The organism is Parasphingomonas puruogangriensis (genome assembly GCF_036663635.1).
Taxonomy (GTDB): Bacteria; Pseudomonadota; Alphaproteobacteria; order Sphingomonadales; family Sphingomonadaceae; genus Sphingomonas.
In genome coordinates, this window is sequence record NZ_JAXOJI010000001.1 from 309,493 (window position 1) to 335,277 (window position 25,785).

Here is a 25,785-nt window from a genome sequence, read left to right on the forward strand (position 1 = left end):
GTCAGGTAACGCCGAACGTCCAGCCCTCGGTGCGCGCGATGTGCGGGGTAAGGCCATCGGGGCGCCAGAGGTTGGGGCGGTCGGCGACGGTGCGCAGCCAGGCGGCGGTGAGGATCGCGTCGCTGCTGTGGTCGTCGATCGCGCCGTCGCCGGCGATGGTGGCGCTGCCGAGCGCGAGCAGCGCGGCGTTAAGCTCGGCGACCGTGCGCATCTTGGTGCGTCCGCGTGGCCGGCCGGCGGCAAGCGCGGCGATGCTGGTATAGATCTCGACCACCAATGACCCGCGTAACGATGCGTCGAACGGCCAGATCGGCAGCTGGCCCTGCAGGCGATGCAGCACGCGCATCCCGGTAAGGCTCGATTTGCCGACCTGCGACGCGCCGACGAGGTTGAAATTGCTGTACGGGTTGAGTCCCTGCACTCGCTGCGCTTCTTCGGTGACGCGCAACCGCCCGCGACCCTCGAAGAACTCGCCCTTGCGCCCGCCGTGGCGGCGGAAATGGCGCGCGGCCTCGGGGTGATCGACAAAGGAGGAGGCGGCAAGATGCGGATCGTCGGCACATAGGCGCTCGATCAGACCCCACAGTCCGCGCGCGTCCGCCGGGCTTTCCTCCCAGCCCGGGAAGAAGGCGCCGCGATCGACGAATGGCAGCGACGGACCGAGGTCAAGACCGACCAACGTATCCGCCGGCATTTCCCCGAGCAGCCACTCGAGCGCCTTCGTGCGTGACCAGCCCTGGTCGGGCAGGAGCTGCGTCGGTGCGTCACTGCCGGCGGCGCAAATCGCGACGGCAATCCCCTTCTGCATCGGCCCGACCGCACCCGACCAGTCGATCGCCGCGAAATGGGTAAAGCGGCTCAGGGCCGAGCGCCAAATGCCGTGCGCTGCGCCTTGCCCGCGCGATCCCACCAGGCGCGGCGGATGACGTTGCGCACGCGTTCGGGATCGGGCGAGCCGTAGCGGACCAGCAGGCCGGGCCAGTTGGCGTAATGCGCCGTCTGCCAGAAGGTGTCGGGATCGGTTTCCAGCAGGATCGCCTTGTCGCCGTGCGGCGCCATGACGTGGAAGCTGCCTGGCTCGCTCCCGGGCGAGACGAAGGCCTTCTTGTTCACCTTGGGGCAGGGGGTGCCGTAGAACGGGTCCATAGACGTATCGGGCAGCGTCAGCGCGAAAGCGACGACCTCGGCCCAGTCGTTCATTTTACCGCCGCCGCGACATCGGCGGCAAACTTGGCGATGTCGAAGCGCGCCGCGCCCGGATCCTCGCCGCGGCGGACGATGACGAGCTTTCGCGACGGAATGACCATCACATATTGCCCGCGATTGCCCTGCGCGGCGTAGCTGCCCTCGGGCAGGCCCTGCTTGGGGCCGAACAGCCACAAGGTCGCGCCATATCCCGGGCCGCTCTCGGGTTGCGGTCCCGACGGCGTGGTCATGTAGGTCATCCAGCCGGCGGGGAGCAGCCGCTTGCCGGCCCATACGCCGTCCTGCAGCCAGAACTGACCGAGCCGGGCCAGATCACGCGCCGTACTCCATACCTGGCTAGAGAGCACGTAATTGCCGTGCCAATCGCGTTCGGCCACCGTGTGATGCATGCCGAGCGGCGCGAAGAGCGTCGCCTTGGGAAATTCCCCATAACGAGCGTCGCTCAGCGTCGCGCGCATCGCGCTCACTGCCAGCAATATATCGTTATTGGCGTACCGAAAGCGGCTGCCTGGCTTAGCGTCGAGGGGCAAGCCGGGGACCTGTTCGTCGACTGCCGTGCCGCCGAAATAGATCGCGTCGGTGCGGTTGCCGGCAGTATCGCCGTGCAGTCCCGATGCCATGCGAAGCAGCTGATCGAGCGTGATCGCGCCCCGCGGATCGCCAACGCCGCGCCAGTTGGCGACGGCCGCGGGCTTGGCGGGATCGAGCCCCGCCATGCCGATCAGCGTGCCGCTGATGCTCTTGGCGACCGACCAGGTGCGATTGGCGACCAACGGTCCCCAGCCGGGGCCATAGCGCTCAGCGACGACTTCGCCGTCACGCAAGACGACCACGCCGATCGTGTGGCCAGCGCCATAGGTCTGGCCGAAGGCATCGGCGACACGCTCTGCCAGCGCCGCGGGGGGACGCGGCGCAATGCCGGCATCCCCCTGCGGCCAGCGCCTTGGATCGGCTGCCGCCGGGCCGATGCGCGGTGCGACGACGGTGCCGTCCGGCTTGATCTCTTCTTCCATCGACGCCGCGCTACCTGCACCGATCGGCGACAGGACGCAGCCGTCACGGCTGTCCCAAAAGGCGGTGCGCGGCGGCAGCGCGGGATCGAAGGAGACATCGACCGTGCGCAACTTGCGGTCGATATCGGCGGACAGCGTGGGAACGATGCCGTCATATTCCGGGTAGATGCCCCTCAGTTCCTCACCGTCGATCGCCGTGGGGGTGCGACCGGCGATGAAGACGGCCGAGCACAACGTCGCCGCCTTATAGCCGGCCGCAATCGCACGCTGATATGAGGTCGGCGCGGTCGGCGCGACCTGCTGCGCGCCGGCGGGCACCGCTAGCGAGAACGCGATCAGGCTAAGAACCGTCTTGTGCATCCCGCATCTCCTGCCACCACGCCATTCGTTCACCGATGCGCTTTTCCATGCCACGCCCGGTCGGCTCGTAGAAGGTCTGCGGGGACATTTCCGCGGGCCAGTAATTCGCCCCGGAAAAGGCCTCGGCGGTGTCGTGGTCATAGGCATAGCCCTTGCCGTAGCCGATATCCTTCATCAGCTTGGTCGGGGCGTTGAGGATATTGTCGGGCGGCATCAGACTGCCGGTTTCCTTGGCCGAGCGCCACGCCGCCTTTTGCGCCTTGTACGTCGCGTTCGATTTGGGTGCGGTGGCGAGATAGAGGCAGGCCTGCGCGATGGCCAATTCGCCCTCGGGGCTGCCGAGGAAATCATAGGTGTCCTTGGCGGCGATGCATTGCACCAGCGCTTGCGGGTCGGCCAGGCCGATATCCTCGACCGCCGCGCGGGTCAGGCGGCGCAGCAGGAACAGCGGCTCCTCGCCGGCGGTAAGCATGCGCGCGAGATAATAGAGCGCGGCCTGCGGATCGCTGCCGCGGATCGATTTGTGCAGCGCGCTGATCAGATTGTAATGGCCTTCGCGATCCTTGTCGTACACCGCGACGCGGCGCTGCAGGAAGCTGGACAGGCCAGCGGGATCGAGTGGCTCGGGCAGGTCGACCGAAAACAGGGTTTCGGCTTGGTTGAGCAGGAAGCGACCGTCACCATCGGCCTGCGCCACCATCGCGTCGCGCGCTTCCTTGGTCAGCGGTAGGGGGCGTCCTTCGGTTTGCTCGGCGCGGTCGAGCAGCAGCGTCAGCGCGGCAGCGTCGAGCCGGTGCAGGATCAGCACCTGCGCGCGGCTGAGCACGGCGGCGTTGAGTTCGAAGCTCGGATTTTCCGTGGTCGCGCCGACCAGGGTGACCGTGCCGTCTTCGACATAGGGCAGGAAACCATCCTGCTGCGCACGGTTGAAGCGGTGGATCTCGTCCACGAACAGCAAGGTGCGTTTGCCGATTTTCGCGTGTTCGCGCGCCTCGGCAAAGGCCTTTTTGAGATCGGCGACGCCGGAGAAGACGGCGGAGATGGCGACGAAGCGCAGGTCCACCGCATCGGCGAGCAGGCGCGCGATCGTGGTCTTGCCGGTGCCCGGCGGGCCCCACAGGATCATCGACGACAAACGACCCGCAGCGACCATCCGCCCGATCGCGCCTTCCGGGCCGGTGATGTGATCCTGGCCGACGACGTCCGACAGCGTGCGCGGGCGCAGGCGATCGGCGAGCGGCGCGTTTTCGGGAGGGGCCGCGCGGGCGGGCGGATCGAAAGGTGCGAAAAGGTCGGCCATTGCCGGCAAGATAGGCGTGATTGCCACGCCTCACCACCCCGTCATGCCGGACTTGGTCCGGCATCCAACGTGCCGCCCGCCACCGCCGTTGTGTTTGAGGCCCGTTGGATCCCGGACCAAGTCCGGCATGACGGAAATTGTGGACCGGCCTCTTGCGTAAAACAATCCAAGATATATCTTAGTGCTATCGTATTATAAGAAAAGGACGATCCACATGATGATTTTCGAAAGAGGTGGCCGCGGCTGCCATGGCAAACATGAGCGGCACGGCATGAGGCACGGCGGTTTCGGCGGGCGCGGCTTTGGCGGCGCCGGCGGGTTCAGCGTGCGCTGGGGCGGTGACGACGATGGGCGGGGCGGTGGACGTGGTCCGGGGCGTGGCCGGCGGATGTTCGATTCCGGCGAGCTTCGGCTCGTCTTGCTCAAGCTGATCGCCGAACAGCCGCGCCACGGTTACGATCTGATCCGCGAAATCGAGCAGCGCAGCGGCGGCGCCTATGCGCCGAGTGCGGGGGTGATCTATCCGACCATCACCATGCTCGACGATATGGGCATGATCGACGAACAGAAGGCCGACGGCGCCAAGAAGCAGTTCGCCATTACCGAGGCGGGCCAGGCGTTGCTGACCGAGCGGGCGACAGAGGTCGAGGCGCTGTTTGCGCGGCTGGCCGAGGTCGGCGCCGAGCGGCAACGCACCGATGGCGGGCCGATCCGGCGCGCGATGGGCAATCTGCGCCAAGTGCTGCAGCAGCGGCTGGCAGGCGAGGAACTCGATACAGACCAATTGCACGACGTGGCGGCCTTGCTCGACGAGGTCGCGCAGAAGATCGAGCGGCTGAAATGAGCGCGGTCAGCGCAACCGCGTCGGTGCCGACGACCCAGGGCAGCAAATATCTCCAGCAATTGTGCAAGCATTGGCAGCACAATCTGGCGGTCGCGTTCACGCCCGACCACGGTACGGTGGTGTTTCCGAAGGATGCGCGCGGCGCGGACTGGCCGGCCGATGCGCTGGTCACGTTCGATGCCGGCGCGGATGCGCTGGAGGTGCGGATCGATGCATCGGTCGAGGGGCAGCTCGAAGCGCTGAAGGGCGCGGTGGCGCGCCACCTCGATCGCTTCGCGTTTCGCGAGGCGCCGTTGGCGTTCGAGTGGCGGTAACTCCCTCTCCCGTCGGGAGAGGGAAGGGGCCCGCTCGGCGTTGCCGAGTGGAAAGGGTGAGGGCGATTATCGAGATTGCGTCTCACCCTCGCCCTCACCCTTCCGCAGCTTCGCTGCTCCCTCCCTCTCCCGGGGGGCGAGGGATTTAAGCCCGCCGCGCTATCGTCTCGAGATATGCGTCGATGACGCTCTCGTTCGCCTTGTCCCACTGATAGCCGGCCGCCTTGGCATGGCCCGCCGCGCCCGCTGCGCGGCGGGCTTCGTCGTTTTCGACCAGAGCGGCGATGGCATCGGCATAGGCGTTCACATCGCGCGGCGGCACGAGATAGCCGTTGACCCCGTCCTCGATCAGATCGACCGCACCGGTGGCGCGCGCGGCGACGACGGGAATGCCGACCGCCATTGCCTCGGTCGTGACGTTGCCGAACGTCTCGGTCACGGAGGGGTTGAAGAAAACGTCCATCGACGCGACCGCGCGGCCAAGATCGTCGCCCGAGAGGAAGCCGGCGAACACCGCTTCCGGCACGCGCTCGGCGAACCAGTCCTGCGCTGGCCCTTTGCCGACGATCAGCACCTTATGCGCCACGCCGCGGCGCTTGAGCTCGGTGACCACGTCGGCGAACACGTCGAGGCCCTTTTCCTTGACCAGCCGGCCGAGGAAACCGACGACCTTGTCGTCATCGGCAATGCCGAGCGATCGCCGCCAGGCGAGATCACGGCGTTCGGGCTTGAACCGATCATGGTCGATCCCGCGCGACCAGATGCCGATCGGCGTGGTCACGCCCCACGCCCGCAGCAAGGTCGCGATGCTCGGGCTGGGGACGACGACCTGATCGACGCGGTTGTAGAAGCGCGTCAGCAGGGTGATCATCAGCGGCACGACGAAGCCGAGGTTGTAATATGCCGGATAGGTCTCGAACCGGGTGTGCAGCGAGGCGACCGCGGCGATGTTGTGCCGCCGCGCATAGCTCACTGCCCGGTGCCCGAGCAGTTCGGGCGCCGCGACGTGAATGATATTTGGTGCGAAGGCGGCAATGTCGCGGCGGATCGCGGCAGGCAGGCCGCGCGCCACTTTATATTCGTCGCGCCCCGGGAGCTTGATCGCGGGCACGCTGACCAGATCGCCAGTCGGGGCAAAGGCCGGTCGGCGGCTGGTCGGCGAATACACCCGCACCTGCACGCCGCGCGCGAGCAGATGCCCGACCAGCAGGTTCAGCGCCTGGTTGGCGCCATCCCGGGTGTAATTATAATTGCCGCTGAAAATGGCGACGCGGAGGTCCGACGGCTGCATATGGCGCGGGTGCATAGCGAATGGCGCGCAATGTTACTATCTCCGCATCTCCATTGGGAGTGGCGCGATGACTGACCTGTCCGATTTTCCGATCACCAAGCGCTGGCCGGCGCAGGACCCGACCCGCATCCAGCTCTATTCTCTGCCGACGCCCAATGGCGTCAAAGCATCGATCATGCTCGAGGAAACGGGCTTGGCGTACGAGCCGCACCTCGTCGACTTCGCCAAGAACGACCAGAAATCCGATGCCTTCGTGTCGCTCAATCCCAATGGGAAGATCCCGGCGATGATCGATCCGGACGGGCCGGGCGGGGCGCCGCTGGCCCTGTTCGAGAGCGGGGCGATCCTGCTGTATCTGGCCGAGAAGACCGGCAAGTTTCTAGGCGATGGGCTGGCGGATCGCTGGCAGGCGACGCAATGGGTGATGTTCCAGATGGGCGGCGTGGGTCCGATGTTCGGGCAAATGGGCTTCTTCAACAAGTTCGCCGGCAAGGACTGGGAGGATAAACGGCCGCTCGGGCGCTATGTCGATGAGAGCAAGCGGCTGCTCGGCGTGATGGATGCGGTGCTCGCCGGAAAAAAATGGTTCTTGGGCGAGCATTATTCGCTCGCGGATATCTCGATGATCGGCTGGGTGCACAACCTCATCACTTTCTATGAGGCGCGCGAACTAGTCGGGTTCGAGGACTTTCCGAATGTTGGGGCGTGGCTGGAGCGTGGGCTGGTCCGGCCGGCGGTACAGAGGGGGTTGAGGATACCGGCGCGCGCGTAAGCTCGCTGCGCTCGCACCCACCCCTAGCCCCTCCCTTTCAGGGAGGGGAATCAGGTCGAGTGCGCGGCGCCCTTCTTCTCCCCTCCCTGGAAGGGAGGGGTTGGGGGTGGGTGCCGCCGAGGCACTCGGCGGTGACACGCAAGATATGCTCGGCGGCTCCCTGCGGATTCGCGAGGACCTCGGTGTTCCATAAGCGAATGACGCGCCAGCCTTGCGCTTCGAGATGGGTGGTGCGGTCAGCATCATAATCCGCTTGGTCGAGATGCTGGCTGCCGTCGAACTCGACCGCCAGCTTCGCTGTGCGGTTGGCGAGGTCGATGATGTAACGCTCGTCGATAGTGAGTTGCCGCGTGAAAGCCGGGCGATAGCGTGAAATCAATCGCCAGATGGCACGTTCGGCCGGTGTGGCCTCGCGGCGTAGTGCCCTCGCTCGGGACGTCATCCTTCTCGATACCCGTCGCATGGTGGCGAGCGTAGAACGGCGAACTGCGCTCGCCAACCCACCCCTAGCCCCTCCCTGTCAGGGAGGGGAAAGAGGCAAAGGCACCGTCGGGGTGTTCCCCTCCCGTTCCGTTTCTGCTAGGGCTCCACCATGGCCAAACCCCAGAAACGCTATGTCTGCCAATCGTGCGGTTCGGTGTCGCACCGATGGGCGGGGCAGTGCGCCGACTGTGCCGAGTGGAACACGCTGGTCGAGGAAGCGGGCGGCGGGAATGTCACGCCGTTTCAGGCCAAGCATAATCTGCAATCTGGCGGGCGCTCGTTCCAACTGGTCGGGCTGGATGCCGAGATCGCGTTGCCGGAACGCATGGCGAGCGGGATTGCCGAACTGGATCGTGCGCTGGGCGGCGGGTTCGTCGAAGGGTCTGCGACGCTGATCGGCGGCGATCCTGGGATCGGCAAATCGACCCTGTTGCTACAGGCGGCAGCGAAGATGGCGCTGGCGGGGCGATCGGTGGCCTATGTCTCGGGCGAGGAAGCGGCGGATCAGGTGCGCTTGCGCGCGCGGCGGCTCGGTCTGGGCAATGCGCCGGTGCAGCTCGCCGCGGCGACCTCCACGCGGGATATTTTGACTACGCTCGGCCAAGGCACGCCACCCGACCTGTTGGTGATCGATTCGATCCAGACGATGCATAGCGACCTGATCGAAGGCGCGCCGGGGACGGTGAGCCAGGTACGCGCCTCGGCGCAGGAATTGATCCGTTTCGCCAAGGAGCGTGGCACGGCCGTGGTGCTGGTCGGGCACGTCACCAAGGATGGCTCGATCGCCGGCCCGCGCGTGCTCGAACATATGGTCGATACCGTGTTGAGCTTCGAGGGCGAGCGTAGCCACCAGTACCGCATCCTGCGCGCGATCAAGAACCGCTTCGGCGGCACCGACGAGATTGGGGTGTTCGCCATGGTCGCCGAAGGGCTGGCCGAAATCGCCAATCCCTCGGCTTTGTTCCTGACGCAGCGCGACGAGGGCGTGACGGGAACGACCGTGTTCCCGGCGCTGGAGGGCACGCGGCCGGTGCTGGTCGAGATCCAGGCACTGGTCGTGCGGCTGGCCAGTGGCGCGACGCCCAGGCGCGCCGTGGTCGGGTGGGATTCGGGGCGCCTCGCCATGGTGCTGGCGGTGCTGGAGGCGCGCTGCGGCCTGAGCTTCTCGACCTCGGAAGTATATCTCAACATCGCCGGCGGATACCGCGTACAGGATCCGGCCGCGGACCTGGCGGTGGCGGCGGCGTTGGTCTCGGCACTGTCCGAACGACCGGTGCCGGTCGATGCAGTGGCGTTTGGCGAGATCGCCTTGTCGGGCGAGCTCCGGCCGGTGGCGCATGGCGCACTACGGCTCAAGGAAGCGGGAAAATTGGGTTTCGAGCGCGCGCTGGTGCCATCGGCATTGGTCGGCGAGAAGACTCCGCTCAGCCTGACCGGGTTCAAGACGCTCGGCGCTTTCGTCGATCATATGCTTGGGCGTGGGTAGCGCGGTTTCGGTCTGGCCTCTATCTACCTGTGGAACGGTAGGAATAGGGACTGACACGCGCATGGGTTTATCCGCACTCGACATCCTCGTCCTGATCGCCGTGCTCGGCGCGGCGGGGCTGGGGCTGATGCGTGGCTTCGTGACCGAAGTGCTGTCGCTGTTCGCCTGGGTGGCGATCGTGTTCGCGATCAAGCTATTCCACACGCCGATTGCCTCGGCGCTGTCAGGCGTGGTCGGCACGGTATCGGGTGCGGCGGTGCTGGCGTTCGCCTTGATCACTGGCATCACCTATTTCGCCGGGCGGATGGTCGCCAATGCGATCGGCGCACGGACGCGCACGTCGGTGCTCGGGCCGCTCGATCGCGCCTTGGGCTTCGGGTTCGGGGCGATCAAGGGACTGATCCTGTCGAGCCTGGTGTTCCTGCTGGTCGTGCTGGTGACCGATACGATGAGCGGCGGGCCGTCGAAGCGACCGGCCTGGCTGACCGCATCGCGCACCTATCCGTTGCTCAACGCGACCAGCGCGAGCATCGCCGATTTCGTCGACCGGCGGCGCAAGGGGCAGCCGGTGTTCGGCCCGCGCAACCCTACGATCACGACGGACAATGCCGCGGCGGCACGACCATGAACGCGCCGCTCTACAATACCGAAATTCTCCGGCTTGCGGCGACCATTCCCTATCAGGCGCGGCTGGCCGAACCGATGGGTTCGTCGGAGAAGCGCTCGCCGATCTGCGGCAGCCGGGTGACCGTGGATATCAATCTCGGGCCCGATGGCCGCGTCAGTGAAGTCGGCATGCTGGTGCGGGCGTGCGCATTGGGGCAGGCTTCATCGTCGCTCTTGTCGGCCGACGTGATCGGCAAGTCGCCGGAAGAACTGGCCGTGGCGCGCGATGCCTTGACGGCGTGGCTGGCGGGTGAGGGCACCCTGCCCGAATGGGCGGGGTTCGATCTGTTCCAGCCGGCGCTGCCGCATAGCGCGCGCCACGCCTCGATCCGGCTGGCGTTCGAGGCCGCGGCAGAAGCGGCGGCCCAGGCCCAATCGGTTGAGACACAGACGGTGCAGGGGGCGGCGTAATGGATCATGCAACGACGTCGCTGTTGCGCGATGCGGTCATGCTGCTCGGTTTCGGGCTGGTGTTCGTGTTGATCTTCCGCCGCCTCGGGCTGGGCGCGACCTTGGGCTATCTCATCGCCGGCGCGGTGGTCGGGCCGCACGTGTTGGGGCTGGTCGGCGATGCCGAGGCCAAGATCGGTGTCGCGGAACTGGGCATCACCTTGCTGCTGTTCATCGTCGGACTGGAGCTCAATCCGACGCGCCTGTGGAAGATGAAGCAGGAGATTTTCGGGCTCGGCGCGCTGCAGGTCGTGCTGTGCGGCGTGGCGATCTCGCTGGTGGTATGGGCGGCGACGCAATCGTCGATCGCCGCCGCGCTGGCGCTGGGCTTGCCCTTAGCCCTGTCCTCGACTGCGCAGGTGCTGCCGATGCTGCAATCGGCCGGGCGCATGCGCACGCCATTCGGCGAGCGCGCCTTTTCGATCCTGCTGTTCCAGGATCTGTCGATCGTGCCGCTGATCACGATCATCGCGGTGATGTCGCGCAACCCGGCCGACGCCGCGGGCCCGCCGGGCTGGTTGCTGTTCATCTATACCGTGATCGCCATCGTCGGCCTGATCCTGGCCGGGCGCTTCGTCCTGCGCCCGATGTTCCGCATCATCGGCAATATGGGTGAGCGCGAAATGTTCGTGTTCGCCGGGCTGTTCACGGTGATCGCCAGCGCGGCGATCATGGAATCGCTTGGCCTGTCGACCGCCTTGGGCGCGTTCGTCGCCGGCGTGATGCTGGCCGACAGCCCATACCGGCACGAGCTGGAGGCGGATGTCGAGCCGTTCCGCTCGATCCTGCTCGGGCTGTTCTTCCTGGCGGTGGGCATGATGCTCGATCTTGGCGCGATCGCCGAACGCCCGCTGTTCGTTGCCGGCATGGCGCTGGCGCTGATCGTCACCAAGGGGCTGATCATCTTCGGCATCGGCATGCTGTTCAAGATGAAGTGGCACGGCGCGCTGGCGCTCGGGCTGCTGCTCAGCCAGGGCGGCGAGTTCGGCTTCGTGCTGTTCGCGCAGGCGCAGAATGCGCTGCTGATCGAGCCGCAGGCGGCGAGCCTGTTCGGCGCGATCGTCACGCTGTCGATGGCGACGACGCCGTTCCTGATGATGATCACCAGCCGGATCCGCGCCGAGCCGGTGAATAGCGAGGATCGCGAAGGGCCGATGGCGGATGGGGCCAACGCGCTGATCGTCGGCTATGGCCGGTTCGGCCAGACGGTGGCGCAGATGCTGATCGCGCAGGGCGTGCCGGTGACGCTGATCGACACCGATATCGAGATGATCGATATCGCCGGCGGGTTCGGCGCGAAAGTTTATTATGGCGACGGCACGCGCATGGACCTGCTGCGCCAGGCCGGTGCGGCCGAGGCGGAGCTGATCATGTTCTGTATCGATGGCGATCAGCTGAGCGCGGAGCTGATCGATGGGGTGCATGAGGCGTTCCCTAAGGCGAAGATCTTCGTACGCGCCTTCGACCGGCGGGCGTTGCTCAAGCTCAAGGATTCGCATGCCGATGGCGTGGTGCGCGAGGTGCTGGAATCCGCGGTAAAAATGGCGCGGATCGCGCTGCTCGGCATCGGCGTGGAGGAAGCGGAGATCAACCGCAGCGAAGAACATTACCGCGCACGCGACAAGGAACGGCTGAAATTGCAGCACGAAGCGGGCGATCTGCGCACCGGGCGCGACCAAATCATCACGCAGGACAAGCGACCGGATCTGGAGCCGACGACATGAATTGGATCGTATTGTTCGCCGCCTTGTCGGGCGCGCTGGCCGTCGCGGCAGGGGCGTTCGGGGCGCATGGCGCGAGCGGGGCGGCGGTCGAGTGGCTCAAGACCGGCGCGCACTATCAGCTGCTGCACGCAGTGGCGGCGCTGGCTGTGCTGCGGCTGGAGGCCAAGGGACCGGCCTGGCTGTTCCTGATCGGCGGGCTGCTGTTCGCGGGAACGTTATACCTGATGGCGTTGGGCCTGCCGCGCTGGCTTGGGGCGGTGACGCCGATCGGCGGGGCGCTGCTGATCGCCGGCTGGCTCTGGCTGGCGTGGACGGCGACGCGCTAAAAAAAGGCGCCCTGACCGAAGCCAGGGCGCCGTCACTTATTCGGCGACGTCGATTTCTTCGACATCTTCCTCGAGTTGATCCTCGATCGCCTCGGCGATGATATCGAGCTGCTCGGCGGTCGCGGTGAGCTCCAGCGTTTCGCCGCTATCGTCCTCGATATGCAGCGTATAGCCCTCGTCGGCGGGCTCGATCGTGAAGCGGGAAAGGGCCTTGGCCATGGAACTGTCCTTTGGTTGGGGAGAGCGGCCTTAACGCGTGAATCGGATCGCGTGTCCGGCTCCGAGCCAAGTTTTTCACCGCTTCCGGACAGCGACCGCCCCTGCCGCCTTGATGAACTTCCAGACCGCGGGCGGGAAGGGCGGTTGCTGCTCGCTGTGCCAGCTGTCGATACCGTCATACATGCTGCTCACCCCCTCGGTCATCGCTGGAGTAGCGATGGCGGTAAAGGGGGCGAGCAGCTTTTGCCATTCGGTGTAGAACGCCTGCGCAGCCGGTGTGGCAGGGTCGAGCGGCAAGGCTGCCTCGATCCGCCCGGTGAGATCGGCCCATTGGGCGGTATAAGCGGCCTGATCGAACCCGGTCGGCAGCGGCGTCGCCGCGAAGTCAGCCTTGCCTTCGTCGGAGAGATAGCGGTCGCTGACCGCTTGCCAGTTTTCTTGGGACATGACGTTTCCTTTCGAGATGAGCGAGCAAAGCGTCGCGATGTCGATCGGCTCGCGGCGATCGATGCGGGACATGACGGTGGTGAGCAGCGCGCGCGTCTCGGCCAGTTCGGTGGCGCGGGCATCGAGTTCGGCGATCTGCGCGGCCACCAGGCGGCCGAGATCGGTTTCGTCCCCAGCGAGCAAGCGCTGGATTGCGGTGAGTGTGAAGCCGGCGCGTTTCAGCGCGACGATGGCGTGGAGGCGAGCAAGCTCGGCCGGGCCGAAACAGCGCCGGCCATTGGCAGTGCGCAGCGGTTTAACCAGCCCGCGGGCCTCGTAAAAGCGCAGCGCTCGGGCGGTGAGACCGGTGCGGCGGGCGATGTCCGATATGTCGAGCGTGTCCATGAGGGACACCCTACCGGATGACGCTGCGTCAACTTCAAGCGTTAGTTTCGGCGCTCAGGATTTCGTGCGGCGGCAGCGTTCGGAGCAGTAGATTACACTGTCCCAATCGCGTTCCCACTTCTTGCGCCAGGCGAACGGGCGCTGGCAGACCGGACAGGTCTTGGTGGGCAGATTGGCTTTAGCGATGTTGCGGGGCACGCTGGCTACCTCTCGAATTTGTTGCCCTCACCCTTCCCACCGGCTGCGCCGCCGGGCCCCTTCCCTCTCCCGATGGGAGAGGGAGCCAATTTCCTCTTCCATCGGGAGAGGGAGGGAGGCGCCAAGCGCCGGAAGGGTGAGGGCGATAAGCGTTAACGCGGCTGCGCGTCCAGAAACGCCGTTACCTTCGCCAGATCCACCGTCTTGTCGACATAGGTCTCGCCAATGCCGCGGGCGAGCAGGAAGGGCAGGGTGCCGGCGTTCATCTTCTTGTCGTGCATCATGTGGGCAACCAGCTGTTGACCGCTTTGCGTGCTGTTGGCCGCGGCGAGCCCGTGGGGCAGGCCGACCGCGGCGAGATGCGCGCTGACGCGTTCGGCGTCGACCGGCGGGGCGATGCCCTGGGCCGCGGAAAAGCCAAAGGCCAATGCCATGCCGGCGGCGACGCCTTCGCCGTGGAGCAGCTTGTCCGAAAAGCCCGCTTCCGCTTCCAGCGCATGACCGAACGTGTGACCGAGATTGAGCAAGGCGCGGCGGCCCTTGGTCTCGAATTCGTCCTCCCCGACGATGCGCGCTTTTGCGGCAATGCTGTGGCTGATGGCGTAGGTGCGCGCCGCTGCGTCGCCGGCGATCAGCGCGGCCGCGTTGGCCTCGCACCAGACGAAAAAGGCGGGATCGTCGATCAGGCCGTATTTGATGACTTCGGCATAGCCGGCGCGCACCTGGCGCAGCGGGAGCGTGTCGAGCGTGGTGGGATCGACCAGCACCAATGCCGGCTGATGGAAGGCACCGACGAGATTCTTGCCGGCCTTGCTGTTGATCGCTGTCTTGCCGCCGACCGAGCTATCGACCTGCGCGAGCAAGGTGGTGGGGATCTGCACGAAGCCGCAGCCGCGCTTGAGGATGGCGCAGGCGAAGCCGACGAGATCGCCGATCACCCCGCCGCCCAAGGCGGTGACATGATCGCCGCGCTCCACGCCGAGCGCCAACAGACGATCGGTCAGCGTTTCGAGCATCGCCCAGCTCTTGGTGCCTTCGCCCGGCGGGAGCACGATCGCCTCGCTCTGCACGCCCGTGGCGGCGAGCGCCGCTTGCAGCGTGGCGAGGTGCGGCAGGACGTTCTCGTCGGTAACGATCGCCATCTTGCGGCCGCGCGACAGCGGCGCGAGATGGTCGCCGGCGCGCGCGAGCAGACCGTTCTCGACGATCACGTCATAGCTGCGCGCCCCCAGGGAGACGGGAATGACGGTCATAGGCCGAGTGCTTTCAGGATCTGTACCACGGTATGTTCGTGCGGTGCGTGATGGCTGGGAATGCGGATCGGGGCGAGCGCGTAGATCGGATTGCGCACGCGGGCGAGCTCGATCAGCACCTTGCGTGGGTCCTTGCCACGCAGCAATGGGCGGGTGTCGCGGCGACCGACGCGGTCGGCCAGCACGGCGGTGTCGGCATCGAGCCAGATCGCAGTGGCCTGGTCGAGGATCAGGGCGCGGGTCTGATCGTGGATGAACGCGCCACCACCGGTAGCGATGACCTTGGGCGTGCCGTCGATCAGCCGGGCGATCACGCGGCGTTCGCCATCGCGGAAATGCGCCTCGCCGAAGCGATCGAAGATGTCCGCGATCGACATGCCGGCGGCGGTCTCGATCTCGGTATCGGCATCGACGAAGGGCAGGTTGAGCCGCGTCGCCAAGCGCCGACCGACGGTCGATTTGCCGGCCCCCATCAAGCCGACCAGCACGATCGGCCGCTCGCCCCGGCGATCGGATCGCGGCGCTTTCGGGGGATCGTCGGACGGATCGTCGGGAAGGTGGCTTTGCAACATCGCGGCCGGGCTATACAGCGACCCTGCGCCTGCGGCAAAAGGCGCGTGACGCCGCATCCACATTTGTTCGTACAGGGTTATTATGTCTCGTCTCGTGGTTACGCTTATCGTCGTCGTGGTTCTCGTCATCGGCGGGCTGTTCTTGCTCTCCGGTCTGGCGCACGAAAAGCCGCCGGTCCGCGTCGAGAAAGTGGTGCCGCTTGCGAATCTCTCGAACTAAGGTCGCGCTCGGGGCGATTGCGGTCTCCCTGCTCGGCGCGACGATGGCGCTGGGGCAGGACAGCCCCGAATCGCTGTTGCCGCCGGGCTTTGACGAACCGGTTGCCCCGGCGCCGAGCGCACCACCGCGCCCGCGCGCCACGCCGGAGCCGGGTGCTCCCGGCGGGCTGACGCTCGCCCCGACGACATTGGGCCTGCCGGCGACGCCGGTGCCGACCCCCTCGCCGACTCCGCTCGATCCGGCGGCGTTGGCATTGCTGGCGGCCCAGCAGGCGGCCGAAGCGCAGCGTTATGAAATGCCGGCCTATGCGCGGCGCTCGCTCAGCCTGGTCGGCGCGGCCGGGCCGGCCGAAGGCGCGCTCGGCGCGGATGCGTTTCGCGGCGTCGACGGCATCTATCTCGAAGCGCTGATGCGCAGCCTGCGCGCGCCGATCGCATCGCGCTGGCTGTCGATCGCGCTGCGCCGGACATTGGTGTCGCGCGTCGATACGCCGGCGCGGGTCAATGGCGCGGATTTCGCCGCCGAGCGCGCCTGGCTGCTGGTGCGGATGGGCGAATCGGTCGCCGCGCGCGCCGTCGTGCAGGCGGTCGACACCGAAAATTACACGCCGAAACTGTATCAGGTGGCGATGCAGACCGCGCTGGCGACCGGCGATCCGGGGCAATTATGCCCGCTGGTCGAGGGCGGCGTGGCGCAAGCGCAGGAGCGCGGCTGGCTGGTCGCACGCGGCATCTGCAAGGCGCTGGCCGGCGAAGCGGCCGCGCCGCTGCTCAAGGCGCTGGAAAAGCAGGGGGCCGCGCGCGGCGTGGACATGCTGCTGGCGCGCAAGGTCGCCGGGATGGGCGCGCGCGGGCGACAGGCGATCACCATCGAATGGGACGGCGTCGATCAGCTTACCGCCTGGCGCTATGGCCTGGCCACCGCCAGCGGCACCGATATCCCCGATACGATGCTGCAGACCGCCGGGCCGCAGGTGCAGGCCTGGCGCGCGCTGTCGCCGATGCTTGACGTGCGCCAGCGCATTGCCCCGGCGGACTATGCCGTGGCGCGCGGCGTGCTGTCGAACGCGGCGTTGGTCGATCTCTACGGCGCGATCGATGGCGAGGACGATCAGTCGCGCGCCGAATATGCCATCGGACGCGATCTGCGCACCGCTTATGTCGCGCCGACGCGCGCGGAACGGGTGACGGCGCTGACGGGCCTGTGGAATGAGGCGAAGACGCCGGACGCGCGCTATGCACGATTGATTCTCACCGCGCGGGCGGCGGCGCGGCTGCCGGTCGATACGCAGGAGGTCGATATGGATCGGCTGATCGCGTCGATGCTGAGCGCCGGGCTGGATCGCACCGCATTGCGCTGGCACTCGCGCGTCACGGCGGGCAGCGACGGCTGGGCGATGCTGGCGCTGGCCGACCCGGACGCGTCGCGGCGCTACGGTGCCGGCGAGGTAAACGATTATGCGCCGGCCGGCGCCAATGTCGCACTCAAGCAGAAATTGTTCTTCGCCGGCATGGCCGGGCTGGGACGGATGAGCCCGGCCGAGGCGCAGCGCGGGGCAAGTTCGGTCGAAGTGGCGATCGGGCAGGAGAATGGCTGGACGCGCGCGATCGACCGCGCCGCGCGCGCCAACCAGCCCGGGCTGGTGATCGTGCTGGCGGGGATCGGCATGCAGACGACCGACTGGCGCGGCGTGCCGCCGGAAGTGCTGTACCGGGTGTGCAATGCGCTGCGGCTGGTCGGGCTGGGCGGCCAGGCACGGATGATCGCCACCGAGGCGATCGCCCGGCTTTGAGCGTGGGGCGGCCCCCCGCCGTCATCCTGAACTTGGTTCAGGATCCAGGCGCGGTCAGTTGCCAAATTGACGGTGTCGGTGAGGCGGATGACCGTGCCTGGATCCTGAAACGAGTTCAGGATGACGATATTTTATGGGCTGGTGGCTCGTGGCAGTAAGTCCGGACCGCGTCCTGATCGAACGGTTCCTCGAGATGATGGCGGCCGAGGCGGGGGCGGCGAAGAATACGCTCGCCGCTTATCGCAGCGATCTGTCGCTCGCCTCCGACTTTCTCGAACACCGCCTGGCCGAAGCGTCGGCAGGGGAATTGTCGCGGCTGGGTGAGCATTGGCTGACGCTCTCCCGCTCGAGCGTGGCGCGGAAGTCGGCGGCGCTGCGGCGGTTCTTCGCGTTTCTCGCCGATGAGGGGCTGCGCAAGGACGATCCAGGTGGCGCTTTACCGCGGCCGGGGGCGCAGCGCGCGCTGCCCAAGACGCTCGATCACGGCGATGTCGACCGGCTGTTCGCCGCTATTGCCGAGCGTGTCGCGCGCGATCCGCCCGACCCCAACGACCTGCGGCTCTCGGCGCTGGTCGAACTGCTCTACGGCTCCGGCCTGCGCGCGACCGAATTGGTCTCGCTGCCGCGCAACGCGATCGCGCCCGACCGGCCCTATCTGATCCTGCGCGGCAAGGGCGGGCGGGAACGGCTGGTGCCGATCTCCGATCGCGCGCGCGCGGCGGTGGCCGTGTGGCGCGACACGCTGGCCACGGACCGGGCATGGCTGTTTCCCTCGGGCAAAGCGCATCTCTCGCGCATCCGGCTGTATCAGCTGCTGAAAGCGCTGGCGGCGGAGGCGGGGATTCCGCCCGAGCGGGTCAGCCCGCACGTGCTGCGCCATGCCTTCGCGACGCATCTGCTGGAGGGCGGGGCGGATCTGCGCGCGCTGCAATCCATGCTCGGCCATGCCGATATCGCGACCACCGAAATCTACACGCATGTCGATAGCGCGCGGCTGGTCGAGCTGGTCAACAGCCGCCATCCGCTGACCGATACTGCAGGTTCAATTGACGGCAAGCGACGCGGGGCTTAACCGCGCGGCCTATGGCAAGCTTCCTAGATTTCGAAAAACCGATCGCCGAACTGCAGGGGCGGATCGACGAACTGCGTGAAACCGCCGCCGATGGCACGGTGGACATCGATGCGGAGGTCGCCAAGCTGCAGGCCAAGTCCGACAAGGCGTTGCGCGACACCTATGCGCGCCTGACGCCGTGGCAGAAGACGCAGGTCGCGCGCCACGGCGAGCGGCCGCATTTCAAACATTATGTCGCCGGCCTGTTCGACGATTTCACCGTGCTCGCCGGGGATCGCGCCTTTGGCGACGATCAGGCGATCGTCGGCGGTTTCGCCCAATTCCGGGGCACGCGCGTAATGGTCATCGGGCATGAGAAGGGCGACGATACCGCCAGCCGGCTCAAGCACAATTTCGGCATGGGCAAGCCCGAGGGGTATCGCAAGGCGATCCGCCTGATGCAGCTCGCCGATCGCTTTGGCCTGCCGGTGCTGACCCTGGTCGACACGTCGGGCGCGTTCCCCGGCGTGCAGGCGGAGGAACGCGGCCAGGCCGAGGCGATCGCCCGCTCGACCGAGATGTGCCTGTCACTCGGCGTGCCGATGATCGCCGCAGTGGTTGGCGAGGGCGGATCGGGCGGCGCGATCGCGCTGGCCGCGGGCAACAAGGTGCTGATGTTCGAGCACGCCATCTATTCGGTGATCTCGCCCGAGGGTTGCGCGTCGATCCTGTGGCGCACCGCGGACAAGGCGGCGGATGCGGCTGAGGCGATGAAGGTGACGGCGCAGGATCTGAAAGGGCTGGGCGTGATCGACACGATCGTGCCCGAGCCATTGGGCGGCGCGCACCGCGATCCCGCGCTGGCCATCGCCAGCCTGGGCGATGCGCTGAAGGAGGCGCTGGGCGGTCTCGGCAATATGGGGCCAGCCGAATTGCGCCGCGATCGGCGCGAGAAATTCTTGGCCATGGGCCGGCTGTAAACCGCCAGTCGCGCACGACCGAAGGCAGCGCCAGACGCAAAAGGGGCGGCGGAAGATCCTTCCGCCGCCCCGATCGTTTCATAACCGCTTACGCGATTACGTGGTCGGCGTTGCCGTCTGGTTCATGCTGGTGTTCACCTTGTTGAAGGTGGACTTCATCTGGTTGCCCAGGCCCTGCATGGCGGCGATGGCGGCGACGGCGATCAGTGCGGCAATCAGGCCGTACTCGATGGCGGTCGCGCCCTTGCTGTTCTTGATGAAATTGCGAATCTTCTGCATGTGCGGTCTCCAGTTGCGATCTTCAGTACCCGGTCGCACCGGAGAACCGGAACGACGCCCCTGCCTAAGCTGTCGGGGTTGATGAAAACTTAAGAATGGCAAATATAATTGCGCGGCATCAACCGTTGGTATTGGCCTTGACGACCTTGTTCTTGACGCCGCTCCACAGGCCGTTGGTGGTGTCGGCGAGCTCGGCAAAGGCGACGATCATGGCCAGCACCATCAGGGCGGCGATCAGGCCATATTCGATTGCCGTGCCACCGCCTTGGTCGCGCGCCAGCCGCCGGATGAATCGTACGAACATGTCGGCAGTCCTGGCCCAGCGAAAGTGCTGATGAAACCTATCGCAGGAGAGTTAACCAATGCCGAATGATCCTACATTGCTGTTCCCCGTGGTGGCCGTGGCGCTGATCGACGCGGCCGGGCGCGTGCTGGTGCAGCAGCGCCCGCCGGGCAAGCAGATGGCGGGCTTGTGGGAATTTCCCGGCGGCAAGGTCGAGCGGGGCGAAACGCCCGAGGCGGGCCTGGTGCGCGAATTGGCCGAAGAGCTCGGCATCGTGGTGTCGGCGGGGGATCTGGCGCCGGCGACCTTCGCCAGTGAGGCGCTAGGCAACAAGCATTTGCTGTTACTGCTGTACGTCTGCCGGTGCTGGACGGGTACGCCCGAAGCGCTCGACGCGGTCGCCTTGCAATGGGTAACCCCGGACGAGATGCGCCTGCTCGCCATGCCACCGGCGGACGCGCCGTTCATTGATACGCTGCAGCGGACTATCTGAGGAAACGCTTGGAGGCCCGACCGGGAATCGAACCCGGGTGCGAGGATTTGCAGTCCTCTACGTCACCACTCCGCCATCGGGCCTCGATGAGCGAGGCGGCGAGATGCGGCGGGCGGGGGCCGGTGTCAACCTTCATGGCGCGAATTTAGCGCGGCGGGGGTGCATCGCTCGCTTGGCGCGAGCTGCTGCGCGCGATACAAGCCGGACGGATCAATTGGTGTGTTGCACAGCTAAAACAGCTGTGTAATGAGGATAGCGTAATGACATTTGAAACAACCGATTCGGCTGAAGTGATGCGGCACGCAATGGTCTCGAACCAGTTGCGCACCAATGCGGTGAGCGACGCGCGCGTCGTCGCGGTGATGGCGCGGGTGCCGCGCGAGAATTTTTTGCCGGCCGAGGCCAAGCAGATGGCGTATCGCGACACCGCCGTGCCGCTGGGCCGCGCGCGCTTCCAGAACGTGCCGATCGCCACGGGTCGGCTGCTGACCGAGGCGACGTTGCTGGCCAGCGATCGCGTGCTGCTGATCGGCGCGGCGGGCGGCTATACGGCAGCGGTGCTGGCCGAGATCGTGGCGTCGGTGACCGCCGTGGAGAGCGATCCGGCGCTGGCCGAACTTGCCCGCACGGCACTGGCCGGGCAGGGTAACGTCACCGTGGTCGAAGGGCCGCTCGAGGCCGGGTCGGCCGAGGGCGGACCGTATGACGTGCTGTTCGTCGACGGATCGACCGAGCAATTGCCCGACGCGCTGATCGCGCAGCTCAAGCCTGGCGGCCGCGTGGTCGGCGGGATCGCCGATCGGGGTATTACTCGGCTGGCCACGGGGCGGAAGACCGAGGGTGGTTTCGCGCTGCTGCCGTTCGCCGACATCGATTGCGTGCCCCTGCCGGGCTTTGCCCGCGCCACATCGTTTACATTCTGAAAGATAATGATGCGCCGGACTTCCTTGCTCGCCGGAACCGCCTTGTTGCTGATCGCCGGACCGGCGACGGCGGAGACGCTGAAGGATGCCCTGGTCAAGGCGTATAACACCAACCCGACGCTGAGCGCGCAGCGCGCCAACGTCCGGGCGATCGACGAGAACGTGCCGATCGCCCGCGCGGCGGGGCGGCCGGCGCTCGACCTGACCGGCGGCTATAGCGAGGCCGTGCTGCAGGGGCCGGGCACGACCAGCCTCAATTCGCCCGACCGCTCGGCGACCGCCGCGACGCAATTGTCGGTGCCGATCTTCAATGGCGGCGCGGTGCGCAATTCGATCCGCGCGGCGGAAACGCGCGTCGATGCTGGCCGCTTTGGCCTGCGCGGCACCGAATCCGATCTCTTCACGGCCGTTGTCGGCGCCTATATGGACGTGATCCGCGACGAGGCGATCGTCGGGCTGAACACGCAAAACGTGCGCGTGCTCGACGTCAATCTGCAGGCCAGCAACGATCGCTTCCAGGTCGGCGATCTCACGCGCACCGATGTCGCGCAGTCGCAGGCCCGCCTGGCCTTGGCACGCGCGCAATTGCAGACCGCGCAGGCGCGGCTGATCTCGAGCCGCGAGAATTACATCCGGCTGGTCGGCGATGCGCCCGGCGTGCTCGACACGCCGCCGCCCGTGCCCGGCGCGCCCGCCGGGGTCGATCAAGCCGTCGACATCGCGCTGCAGGATAATCCCACGTTGCTCGCCGCGCAGAAATCGCGCGACGCGACAGAATTCGACATCAACGTGGCGCGCGCCAGTCGCTCGCCCCGCGTCGGCGTGGTACTGGGCGGGAATTACTTCAATTATCTCGGCTCGCTCGGGCAGGGCAGCGGCGTTGCCGTCGGCAGCCAATCCGGCACGACGGGCAGTGCCGGCCTGTCGCTGACCTTGCCATTGTTCCAAGGCGGGCGGCCTGCGGCGCAGGTGCGTCAGGCACAGGCCAGGCGCAGCCAATCGATCGAGCAGGTCACCGAAGCCGAGCGCGCGGTGATCGCCAATACGCGCGCCGCCTATGCGGTGTGGAAATCGTCGGAACAGGTGATCGCCTCGGCCGAGACCGCGGTCAGCGCCAACCGCCTGTCGCTGGAAGGCGTGCGCGCCGAGAATAGCGTGGGCAATCGCACGATCCTTGATATTCTCAACGCCGAGCAGGAATTGCTCAACTCGCAGGTCACGTTGGTGACGGCGCGGCGCGATTCGTATGTCGCTCGCTTCGCCTTGCAAGCGGCGATGGGCCGCGCCGAGGCGGACGATCTCGGGCTGGAGGGCGGGCCGCTCTACGATCCGGTCGTCAATTATAACCGGGTGAAGAACCGCTGGTCGGATCGCGGTGGCGATCCCGAACCCAAGGCGGTGGCGACGCGGACCAACGAAACGCGCGCGCAAGGTTCGGAAGTGACCCGGCCGCTCGATCCCATTCTCGATACGCCGGTTGACAGGGACGTGGTTAATCCCGCAAGCGTGCCGAAGTAACTGCCGTCGTCACGCGTTTCTCGCGCGTGGCCGTTCGGGTGATGGGAAGTGTCGATGGGGGATATCAGCGCCGAGCCGTCGATGGAGGACATCCTGTCGTCGATCAAACGCATCATTGCCGAAGAGGGCGATGCCGCCGGCGCGACGCGCATGGGGCGCAAGCTGCCCCGTCCCGCCTCCATGCCGCGCGCTGACATCGACGATTTCGGCCATGACGAAATTCTCGAATTGAGCAATCCGGTCCGCTACGACCAGGAAGACCCGATGCCGCAACCTTATGCCTATTCGCCGGCACCGACGCCGCCGGCCCAGGCCGCGCCTGCGCCAGCGACTGCCGCCGTGCCCGAGGCCGAACCAATCCTATCGCCCCAGGCGACGCAGGCCACGCGTGGCCCGCTGGAGGCGCTGTCGCGCATGATCGTCAAGCCCGACGTGTCGGGATCCGACACGCTCGAGGGGCTGGTGCGCGAGATGATCCGCCCGATGCTGCGCGACTGGATGGACGCCAATCTGCCCAACATGGTCGAGCAGATGGTGGCGCAGGAAATCGCCCGGATCACCAGCCAGCGCTGATCCGGCCGGGGGCTTCGCTCCGTCTCGCCAAATAACAGCTGTTCCCCCGCGAAAGCGGGGCCCAGAGCCATGTAAGATATCGTTTGAAACCCTGGACTCCGGCCTTCGCGGGAGAACATTGGCGGGCGGCGGGGCGCCCCCGTTGCTCCCACGGCCCGATCCGTTCTACATCTTGCCCCATGAAGATGTTCCTCTCCGCGAGTGTCCTCGCGATCGCTGCCGCCGCCACCCCAGCCGCTGCCCGCCAACTGACCATCGACGACGTGATCGCGTTGTCGCGCGTGTCGTCGCCGGTCGCCTCGCCCGATGGGCGCTGGCTGGTGTGGCAGCAGCGCGAAACCGATCTCGACGCCAATAAAGGCCGGTTCGACCTGTGGCGGCTCGATCTGGCGCGCCAGGGCGCCAAGCCGGAGAAGCTGGCCGCCGAGGGCGATGTCAACGAAACCAGCCCGCAACTGTCGGCGGATGGCGCGACGGTCTATTACCAGTCGGACAAGGGCGGCGACGACGCGATCTGGTCGATCGGCATCGATGGCGCCAATGCACGCAAGCTGACCGGCTTCCAGGGCGGGTTCGGCGGCTTCAAGGTCGCGCCGACCGGCGACAAGATCGTGGTCTGGGCCGATCGCAAGCCGGGCGCGCCGAGCCTCGTCCCGGCCATGGTCAAGAAGGACCCGCTGGCCGGCGAAGGCCGCACCTACGACCAACTGTTCGTCAGGCACTGGGATACATGGTCGAACGGCGATCGCGCGCAATTGTTCGTGCTGCCGCTCGGCGCGGACGGCGCGCCGGGCGACGGCGTCGCGATCGAAGGTGCGCTTGTCGGCGATGCCCCGTCCAAGCCTTATGGCGGCGGGGAAGAAGTGGATTGGAGCCGCGACGGCAAGACGGTGTATTTCGCCCTGCGGGAAGCTGGGCGGATCGAACCGCTGTCGACCAACCTCGATATCTTTGCGGTGCCCGCCGACGGCTCGACCGCGCCGGTCAATCTGACCGACGCCAATGACGGCACCGACAATCTGCCGACCGTGTCGCCCGATGGCCGCTTCCTAGCCTATTTCGCCATGGCCCGCCCCGGGTTCGAGGCCGACCGGCAGGTGCTGATGGTACGCGATCTGGCCAGCGGGCAAACGCGCGCGCTGACGCAAGGCTGGGATCGCTCGGTCGCGTCGATCGCCTGGGGCCAGAACGGCAGGACGATCTATGTCACCGCCGATGATACCCAGGAGACGCCGGTCTTTGCCGTGGATGCGGCCAGCGGCAAGGTCACGCGGTTGACGCAGCAGGGGCATATCTCCGGCGTCGTGCCGACGGCCAAGGGCCTGGTGTTCGCCATGAACAGCCTGACTGCGCCGGACGATTTCTATCGCCTGTCGGGCAAGAAGACGGTGCGGCTGACCTCGGTCAACGCCGCCAAGCTGGCCGGCATCGACATGCCGGTGGTCACGCGGTTCAACTTCACCGGCGCGAACAACGACACCGTGTGGGGCTATGCGGTGAAGCCCGCCGGCAGCACCGGCAAGGTGCCGGTCGCGTACATGGTGCATGGCGGCCCGCAAGGGTCGAGCAACAACAGTTGGTCGTATCGCTGGAACCCGGCGGTGTTTGCCGGCGCGGGCTACGGGCTGGTGGCGGTCGATTTTCACGGCTCGACCGGTTACGGCCAGGCGTTCACCGATTCGATCAGCAACAATTGGGGCGGCTGGCCGCTGGAGGATCTGCAGAAGGGATTGAAGGCGGCCACTGACAAGTTCGGCTGGCTTGATGCCGACAATGCCTGCGCCTTGGGCGCGTCCTATGGCGGCTATATGATGAACTGGTTCGAGGGGCAGTGGCCCGATCGCTTCAAGTGCATCGTCCAGCATGACGGCGTGTTCGACGCCCGCGCCATGGCGTACGAAACCGAAGAATTGTGGTTCGACGAATGGGAACATGGCGGCAAGGCCTATTACGAGGACCCGGCGGCGTTCGAGAAATGGAACCCGGTCAATCACGTCGACAAGTGGAAGACGCCAATGCTGGTGATCACCGGCGAGAAGGATTTCCGCATTCCCTATACGCAGGGGCTGGCGACCTTCACGGCGTTGCAGCGCAAGGGCATTCCATCGCGCTTGCTGGTCAATCCCAACGAGAACCATTGGGTGCTGAAGCCTAAGAACTCGCGGCAATGGTATGGCGAAGTCCTCGGGTGGATGGATAAGTATACCCAGGCGAAGTGACTTCTTCCCCCCTCCCGCTTGCGGGAGGGGCCGGGGGTGGGCTCGCGCTCTCCACAACCGAGCCGCCCGCCGTTAGCGCGAGCCCACCCCTAACCCCTCCCGCAAGCGGGAGGGGAATGGCTTGTGTCGGGCGCTTGCTCGCCGCT

30 protein-coding genes and 1 tRNA gene are annotated in these 25,785 nt (G+C 66.5%); 17 read left to right on the forward strand and 14 right to left on the reverse strand.

Features of this window, described 5'->3' with window-relative positions:
- Nucleotide 1: 1 nt before the first annotated feature.
- From U1739_RS01530 to U1739_RS01545, 4 genes are read right to left on the reverse strand one after another with little or no spacing between them, the layout of a single operon-like run.
- On the reverse strand, nucleotides 2-808 hold the full coding sequence (locus tag U1739_RS01530; RefSeq protein ID WP_332704824.1) for a hypothetical protein: 807 nt from the start codon (nucleotides 806-808) through the stop codon (nucleotides 2-4).
- Between the two features lie 50 nt (nucleotides 809-858).
- Nucleotides 859-1,200 (reverse strand): MmcQ/YjbR family DNA-binding protein, encoded by a 342-nt coding sequence (locus tag U1739_RS01535; protein ID WP_332703296.1) that lies wholly within the window; start codon nucleotides 1,198-1,200, stop codon nucleotides 859-861.
- A complete protein-coding gene (locus U1739_RS01540) occupies nucleotides 1,197-2,579 on the reverse strand; it encodes a serine hydrolase domain-containing protein (RefSeq protein ID WP_332703298.1) in 1,383 nt (460 codons plus the stop codon). The genes U1739_RS01535 and U1739_RS01540 overlap by 4 nt, the downstream gene beginning before the upstream one ends.
- Nucleotides 2,560-3,879: a replication-associated recombination protein A gene (locus U1739_RS01545; protein ID WP_332704826.1), complete on the reverse strand. Its 1,320-nt coding sequence runs from the start codon at nucleotides 3,877-3,879 to the stop codon at nucleotides 2,560-2,562. Before U1739_RS01545 ends, U1739_RS01540 begins: the two co-directional genes overlap by 20 nt.
- Before the next feature lie 214 nt (nucleotides 3,880-4,093).
- On the opposite strand from U1739_RS01545, the gene U1739_RS01550 reads away from it, so the two are divergent.
- Entirely contained in the window at nucleotides 4,094-4,723 is a 630-nt protein-coding gene (locus tag U1739_RS01550; protein WP_443025477.1) for a PadR family transcriptional regulator, read from the forward strand.
- A complete protein-coding gene (locus tag U1739_RS01555; RefSeq protein ID WP_332703300.1) occupies nucleotides 4,720-5,037 on the forward strand; it encodes a DUF2218 domain-containing protein in 318 nt (105 codons plus the stop codon). Before U1739_RS01550 ends, U1739_RS01555 begins: the two co-directional genes overlap by 4 nt.
- A 145-nt stretch (nucleotides 5,038-5,182) precedes the next feature.
- Here U1739_RS01555 and U1739_RS01560 read toward each other — a convergent pair whose 3' ends face one another.
- Complete coding sequence (locus tag U1739_RS01560; RefSeq protein WP_332704831.1) at nucleotides 5,183-6,328, reverse strand: glycosyltransferase family 4 protein; 1,146 nt, start codon at nucleotides 6,326-6,328, stop codon at nucleotides 5,183-5,185.
- 67 nt (nucleotides 6,329-6,395) lie between these two features.
- Between U1739_RS01560 and U1739_RS01565 the strand changes: the two genes are divergently transcribed.
- Nucleotides 6,396-7,100, forward strand: a complete 705-nt coding sequence (locus U1739_RS01565) for a glutathione S-transferase family protein (RefSeq protein ID WP_332703302.1) — start codon at nucleotides 6,396-6,398, stop codon at nucleotides 7,098-7,100.
- 37 nt (nucleotides 7,101-7,137) lie between these two features.
- Here U1739_RS01565 and U1739_RS01570 read toward each other — a convergent pair whose 3' ends face one another.
- Entirely contained in the window at nucleotides 7,138-7,563 is a 426-nt protein-coding gene (locus tag U1739_RS01570) for an endonuclease domain-containing protein (protein ID WP_332703304.1), read from the reverse strand.
- A gap of 129 nt (nucleotides 7,564-7,692) precedes the next feature.
- Here U1739_RS01570 and radA point away from each other — a divergent pair, with 129 nt between their 5' ends.
- The 5 genes from radA (at nucleotide 7,693) to U1739_RS01595 (ending at nucleotide 12,235) form a co-directional block, all read left to right on the forward strand.
- The gene (radA, locus tag U1739_RS01575) at nucleotides 7,693-9,069 is read left to right on the forward strand and encodes a DNA repair protein RadA (protein WP_332703306.1); all 1,377 of its coding nucleotides are present in this window, start codon (nucleotides 7,693-7,695) and stop codon (nucleotides 9,067-9,069) included.
- A gap of 61 nt (nucleotides 9,070-9,130) precedes the next feature.
- Nucleotides 9,131-9,697, forward strand: a complete 567-nt coding sequence (locus tag U1739_RS01580) for a CvpA family protein (protein WP_332703309.1) — start codon at nucleotides 9,131-9,133, stop codon at nucleotides 9,695-9,697.
- The gene (locus U1739_RS01585; protein WP_332703312.1) at nucleotides 9,694-10,146 is read left to right on the forward strand and encodes an iron-sulfur cluster assembly scaffold protein; all 453 of its coding nucleotides are present in this window, start codon (nucleotides 9,694-9,696) and stop codon (nucleotides 10,144-10,146) included. Before U1739_RS01580 ends, U1739_RS01585 begins: the two co-directional genes overlap by 4 nt.
- Nucleotides 10,146-11,909: a cation:proton antiporter domain-containing protein gene (locus U1739_RS01590; RefSeq protein ID WP_332703314.1), complete on the forward strand. Its 1,764-nt coding sequence runs from the start codon at nucleotides 10,146-10,148 to the stop codon at nucleotides 11,907-11,909. Before U1739_RS01585 ends, U1739_RS01590 begins: the two co-directional genes overlap by 1 nt.
- Complete coding sequence (locus U1739_RS01595; RefSeq protein WP_332703316.1) at nucleotides 11,906-12,235, forward strand: DUF423 domain-containing protein; 330 nt, start codon at nucleotides 11,906-11,908, stop codon at nucleotides 12,233-12,235. Before U1739_RS01590 ends, U1739_RS01595 begins: the two co-directional genes overlap by 4 nt.
- A 36-nt stretch (nucleotides 12,236-12,271) precedes the next feature.
- Here U1739_RS01595 and U1739_RS01600 read toward each other — a convergent pair whose 3' ends face one another.
- The 5 genes from U1739_RS01600 to U1739_RS01620 form a co-directional block, all read right to left on the reverse strand.
- Nucleotides 12,272-12,454, reverse strand: coding sequence for a hypothetical protein (locus U1739_RS01600; RefSeq protein ID WP_332703318.1), 183 nt, complete (start codon nucleotides 12,452-12,454; stop codon nucleotides 12,272-12,274).
- A gap of 75 nt (nucleotides 12,455-12,529) precedes the next feature.
- Entirely contained in the window at nucleotides 12,530-13,285 is a 756-nt protein-coding gene (locus U1739_RS01605; protein ID WP_332703320.1) for a MerR family transcriptional regulator, read from the reverse strand.
- Nucleotides 13,286-13,339: 54 nt separating this feature from the next.
- A complete protein-coding gene (locus U1739_RS01610; RefSeq protein ID WP_332703322.1) occupies nucleotides 13,340-13,483 on the reverse strand; it encodes a DUF2256 domain-containing protein in 144 nt (47 codons plus the stop codon).
- Between the two features lie 152 nt (nucleotides 13,484-13,635).
- Nucleotides 13,636-14,736 (reverse strand): 3-dehydroquinate synthase, encoded by a 1,101-nt coding sequence (aroB, locus tag U1739_RS01615; RefSeq protein WP_332703324.1) that lies wholly within the window; start codon nucleotides 14,734-14,736, stop codon nucleotides 13,636-13,638.
- Complete coding sequence (locus U1739_RS01620) at nucleotides 14,733-15,308, reverse strand: shikimate kinase (RefSeq protein WP_443025498.1); 576 nt, start codon at nucleotides 15,306-15,308, stop codon at nucleotides 14,733-14,735. Before U1739_RS01620 ends, aroB begins: the two co-directional genes overlap by 4 nt.
- A gap of 82 nt (nucleotides 15,309-15,390) precedes the next feature.
- On the opposite strand from U1739_RS01620, the gene U1739_RS01625 reads away from it, so the two are divergent.
- The 4 genes from U1739_RS01625 to U1739_RS01640 all read left to right on the forward strand — a co-directional run bounded on the left by U1739_RS01625 (nucleotide 15,391) and on the right by U1739_RS01640 (nucleotide 19,351).
- A complete protein-coding gene (locus U1739_RS01625) occupies nucleotides 15,391-15,528 on the forward strand; it encodes a hypothetical protein (RefSeq protein ID WP_332703328.1) in 138 nt (45 codons plus the stop codon).
- Nucleotides 15,509-17,320: a hypothetical protein gene (locus tag U1739_RS01630; protein ID WP_332703330.1), complete on the forward strand. Its 1,812-nt coding sequence runs from the start codon at nucleotides 15,509-15,511 to the stop codon at nucleotides 17,318-17,320. The genes U1739_RS01625 and U1739_RS01630 overlap by 20 nt, the downstream gene beginning before the upstream one ends.
- Nucleotides 17,321-17,453: 133 nt before the next feature.
- A complete protein-coding gene (locus tag U1739_RS01635; protein WP_332703332.1) occupies nucleotides 17,454-18,392 on the forward strand; it encodes a tyrosine recombinase in 939 nt (312 codons plus the stop codon).
- 11 nt (nucleotides 18,393-18,403) lie between these two features.
- The gene (locus tag U1739_RS01640; protein WP_332703334.1) at nucleotides 18,404-19,351 is read left to right on the forward strand and encodes an acetyl-CoA carboxylase carboxyltransferase subunit alpha; all 948 of its coding nucleotides are present in this window, start codon (nucleotides 18,404-18,406) and stop codon (nucleotides 19,349-19,351) included.
- A 96-nt stretch (nucleotides 19,352-19,447) separates the two neighbouring features.
- On the opposite strand, the gene U1739_RS01645 is transcribed toward U1739_RS01640, so the two are convergent.
- A complete protein-coding gene (locus U1739_RS01645) occupies nucleotides 19,448-19,630 on the reverse strand; it encodes a Flp family type IVb pilin (RefSeq protein ID WP_332703336.1) in 183 nt (60 codons plus the stop codon).
- A gap of 118 nt (nucleotides 19,631-19,748) precedes the next feature.
- Nucleotides 19,749-19,934, reverse strand: coding sequence for a Flp family type IVb pilin (locus U1739_RS01650; RefSeq protein WP_332703338.1), 186 nt, complete (start codon nucleotides 19,932-19,934; stop codon nucleotides 19,749-19,751).
- A 58-nt stretch (nucleotides 19,935-19,992) separates the two neighbouring features.
- Between U1739_RS01650 and U1739_RS01655 the strand changes: the two genes are divergently transcribed.
- A complete protein-coding gene (locus U1739_RS01655; protein ID WP_332703340.1) occupies nucleotides 19,993-20,406 on the forward strand; it encodes a (deoxy)nucleoside triphosphate pyrophosphohydrolase in 414 nt (137 codons plus the stop codon).
- 9 nt (nucleotides 20,407-20,415) lie between these two features.
- Here U1739_RS01655 and U1739_RS01660 read toward each other — a convergent pair.
- A tRNA-Cys gene (locus U1739_RS01660) sits at nucleotides 20,416-20,489 on the reverse strand.
- 177 nt (nucleotides 20,490-20,666) lie between these two features.
- On the opposite strand from U1739_RS01660, the gene U1739_RS01665 reads away from it, so the two are divergent.
- The 4 genes from U1739_RS01665 (at nucleotide 20,667) to U1739_RS01680 (ending at nucleotide 25,639) form a co-directional block, all read left to right on the forward strand.
- On the forward strand, nucleotides 20,667-21,329 hold the full coding sequence (locus U1739_RS01665) for a protein-L-isoaspartate O-methyltransferase family protein (RefSeq protein WP_332703342.1): 663 nt from the start codon (nucleotides 20,667-20,669) through the stop codon (nucleotides 21,327-21,329).
- 9 nt (nucleotides 21,330-21,338) lie between these two features.
- Nucleotides 21,339-22,847 (forward strand): TolC family outer membrane protein, encoded by a 1,509-nt coding sequence (locus U1739_RS01670; RefSeq protein ID WP_332703344.1) that lies wholly within the window; start codon nucleotides 21,339-21,341, stop codon nucleotides 22,845-22,847.
- Between the two features lie 54 nt (nucleotides 22,848-22,901).
- A complete protein-coding gene (locus U1739_RS01675; RefSeq protein WP_332703346.1) occupies nucleotides 22,902-23,420 on the forward strand; it encodes a DUF2497 domain-containing protein in 519 nt (172 codons plus the stop codon).
- Nucleotides 23,421-23,599: 179 nt separating this feature from the next.
- Nucleotides 23,600-25,639: a S9 family peptidase gene (locus U1739_RS01680; protein ID WP_332703348.1), complete on the forward strand. Its 2,040-nt coding sequence runs from the start codon at nucleotides 23,600-23,602 to the stop codon at nucleotides 25,637-25,639.
- The last annotated feature ends 146 nt before the right edge of the window (nucleotides 25,640-25,785 follow it).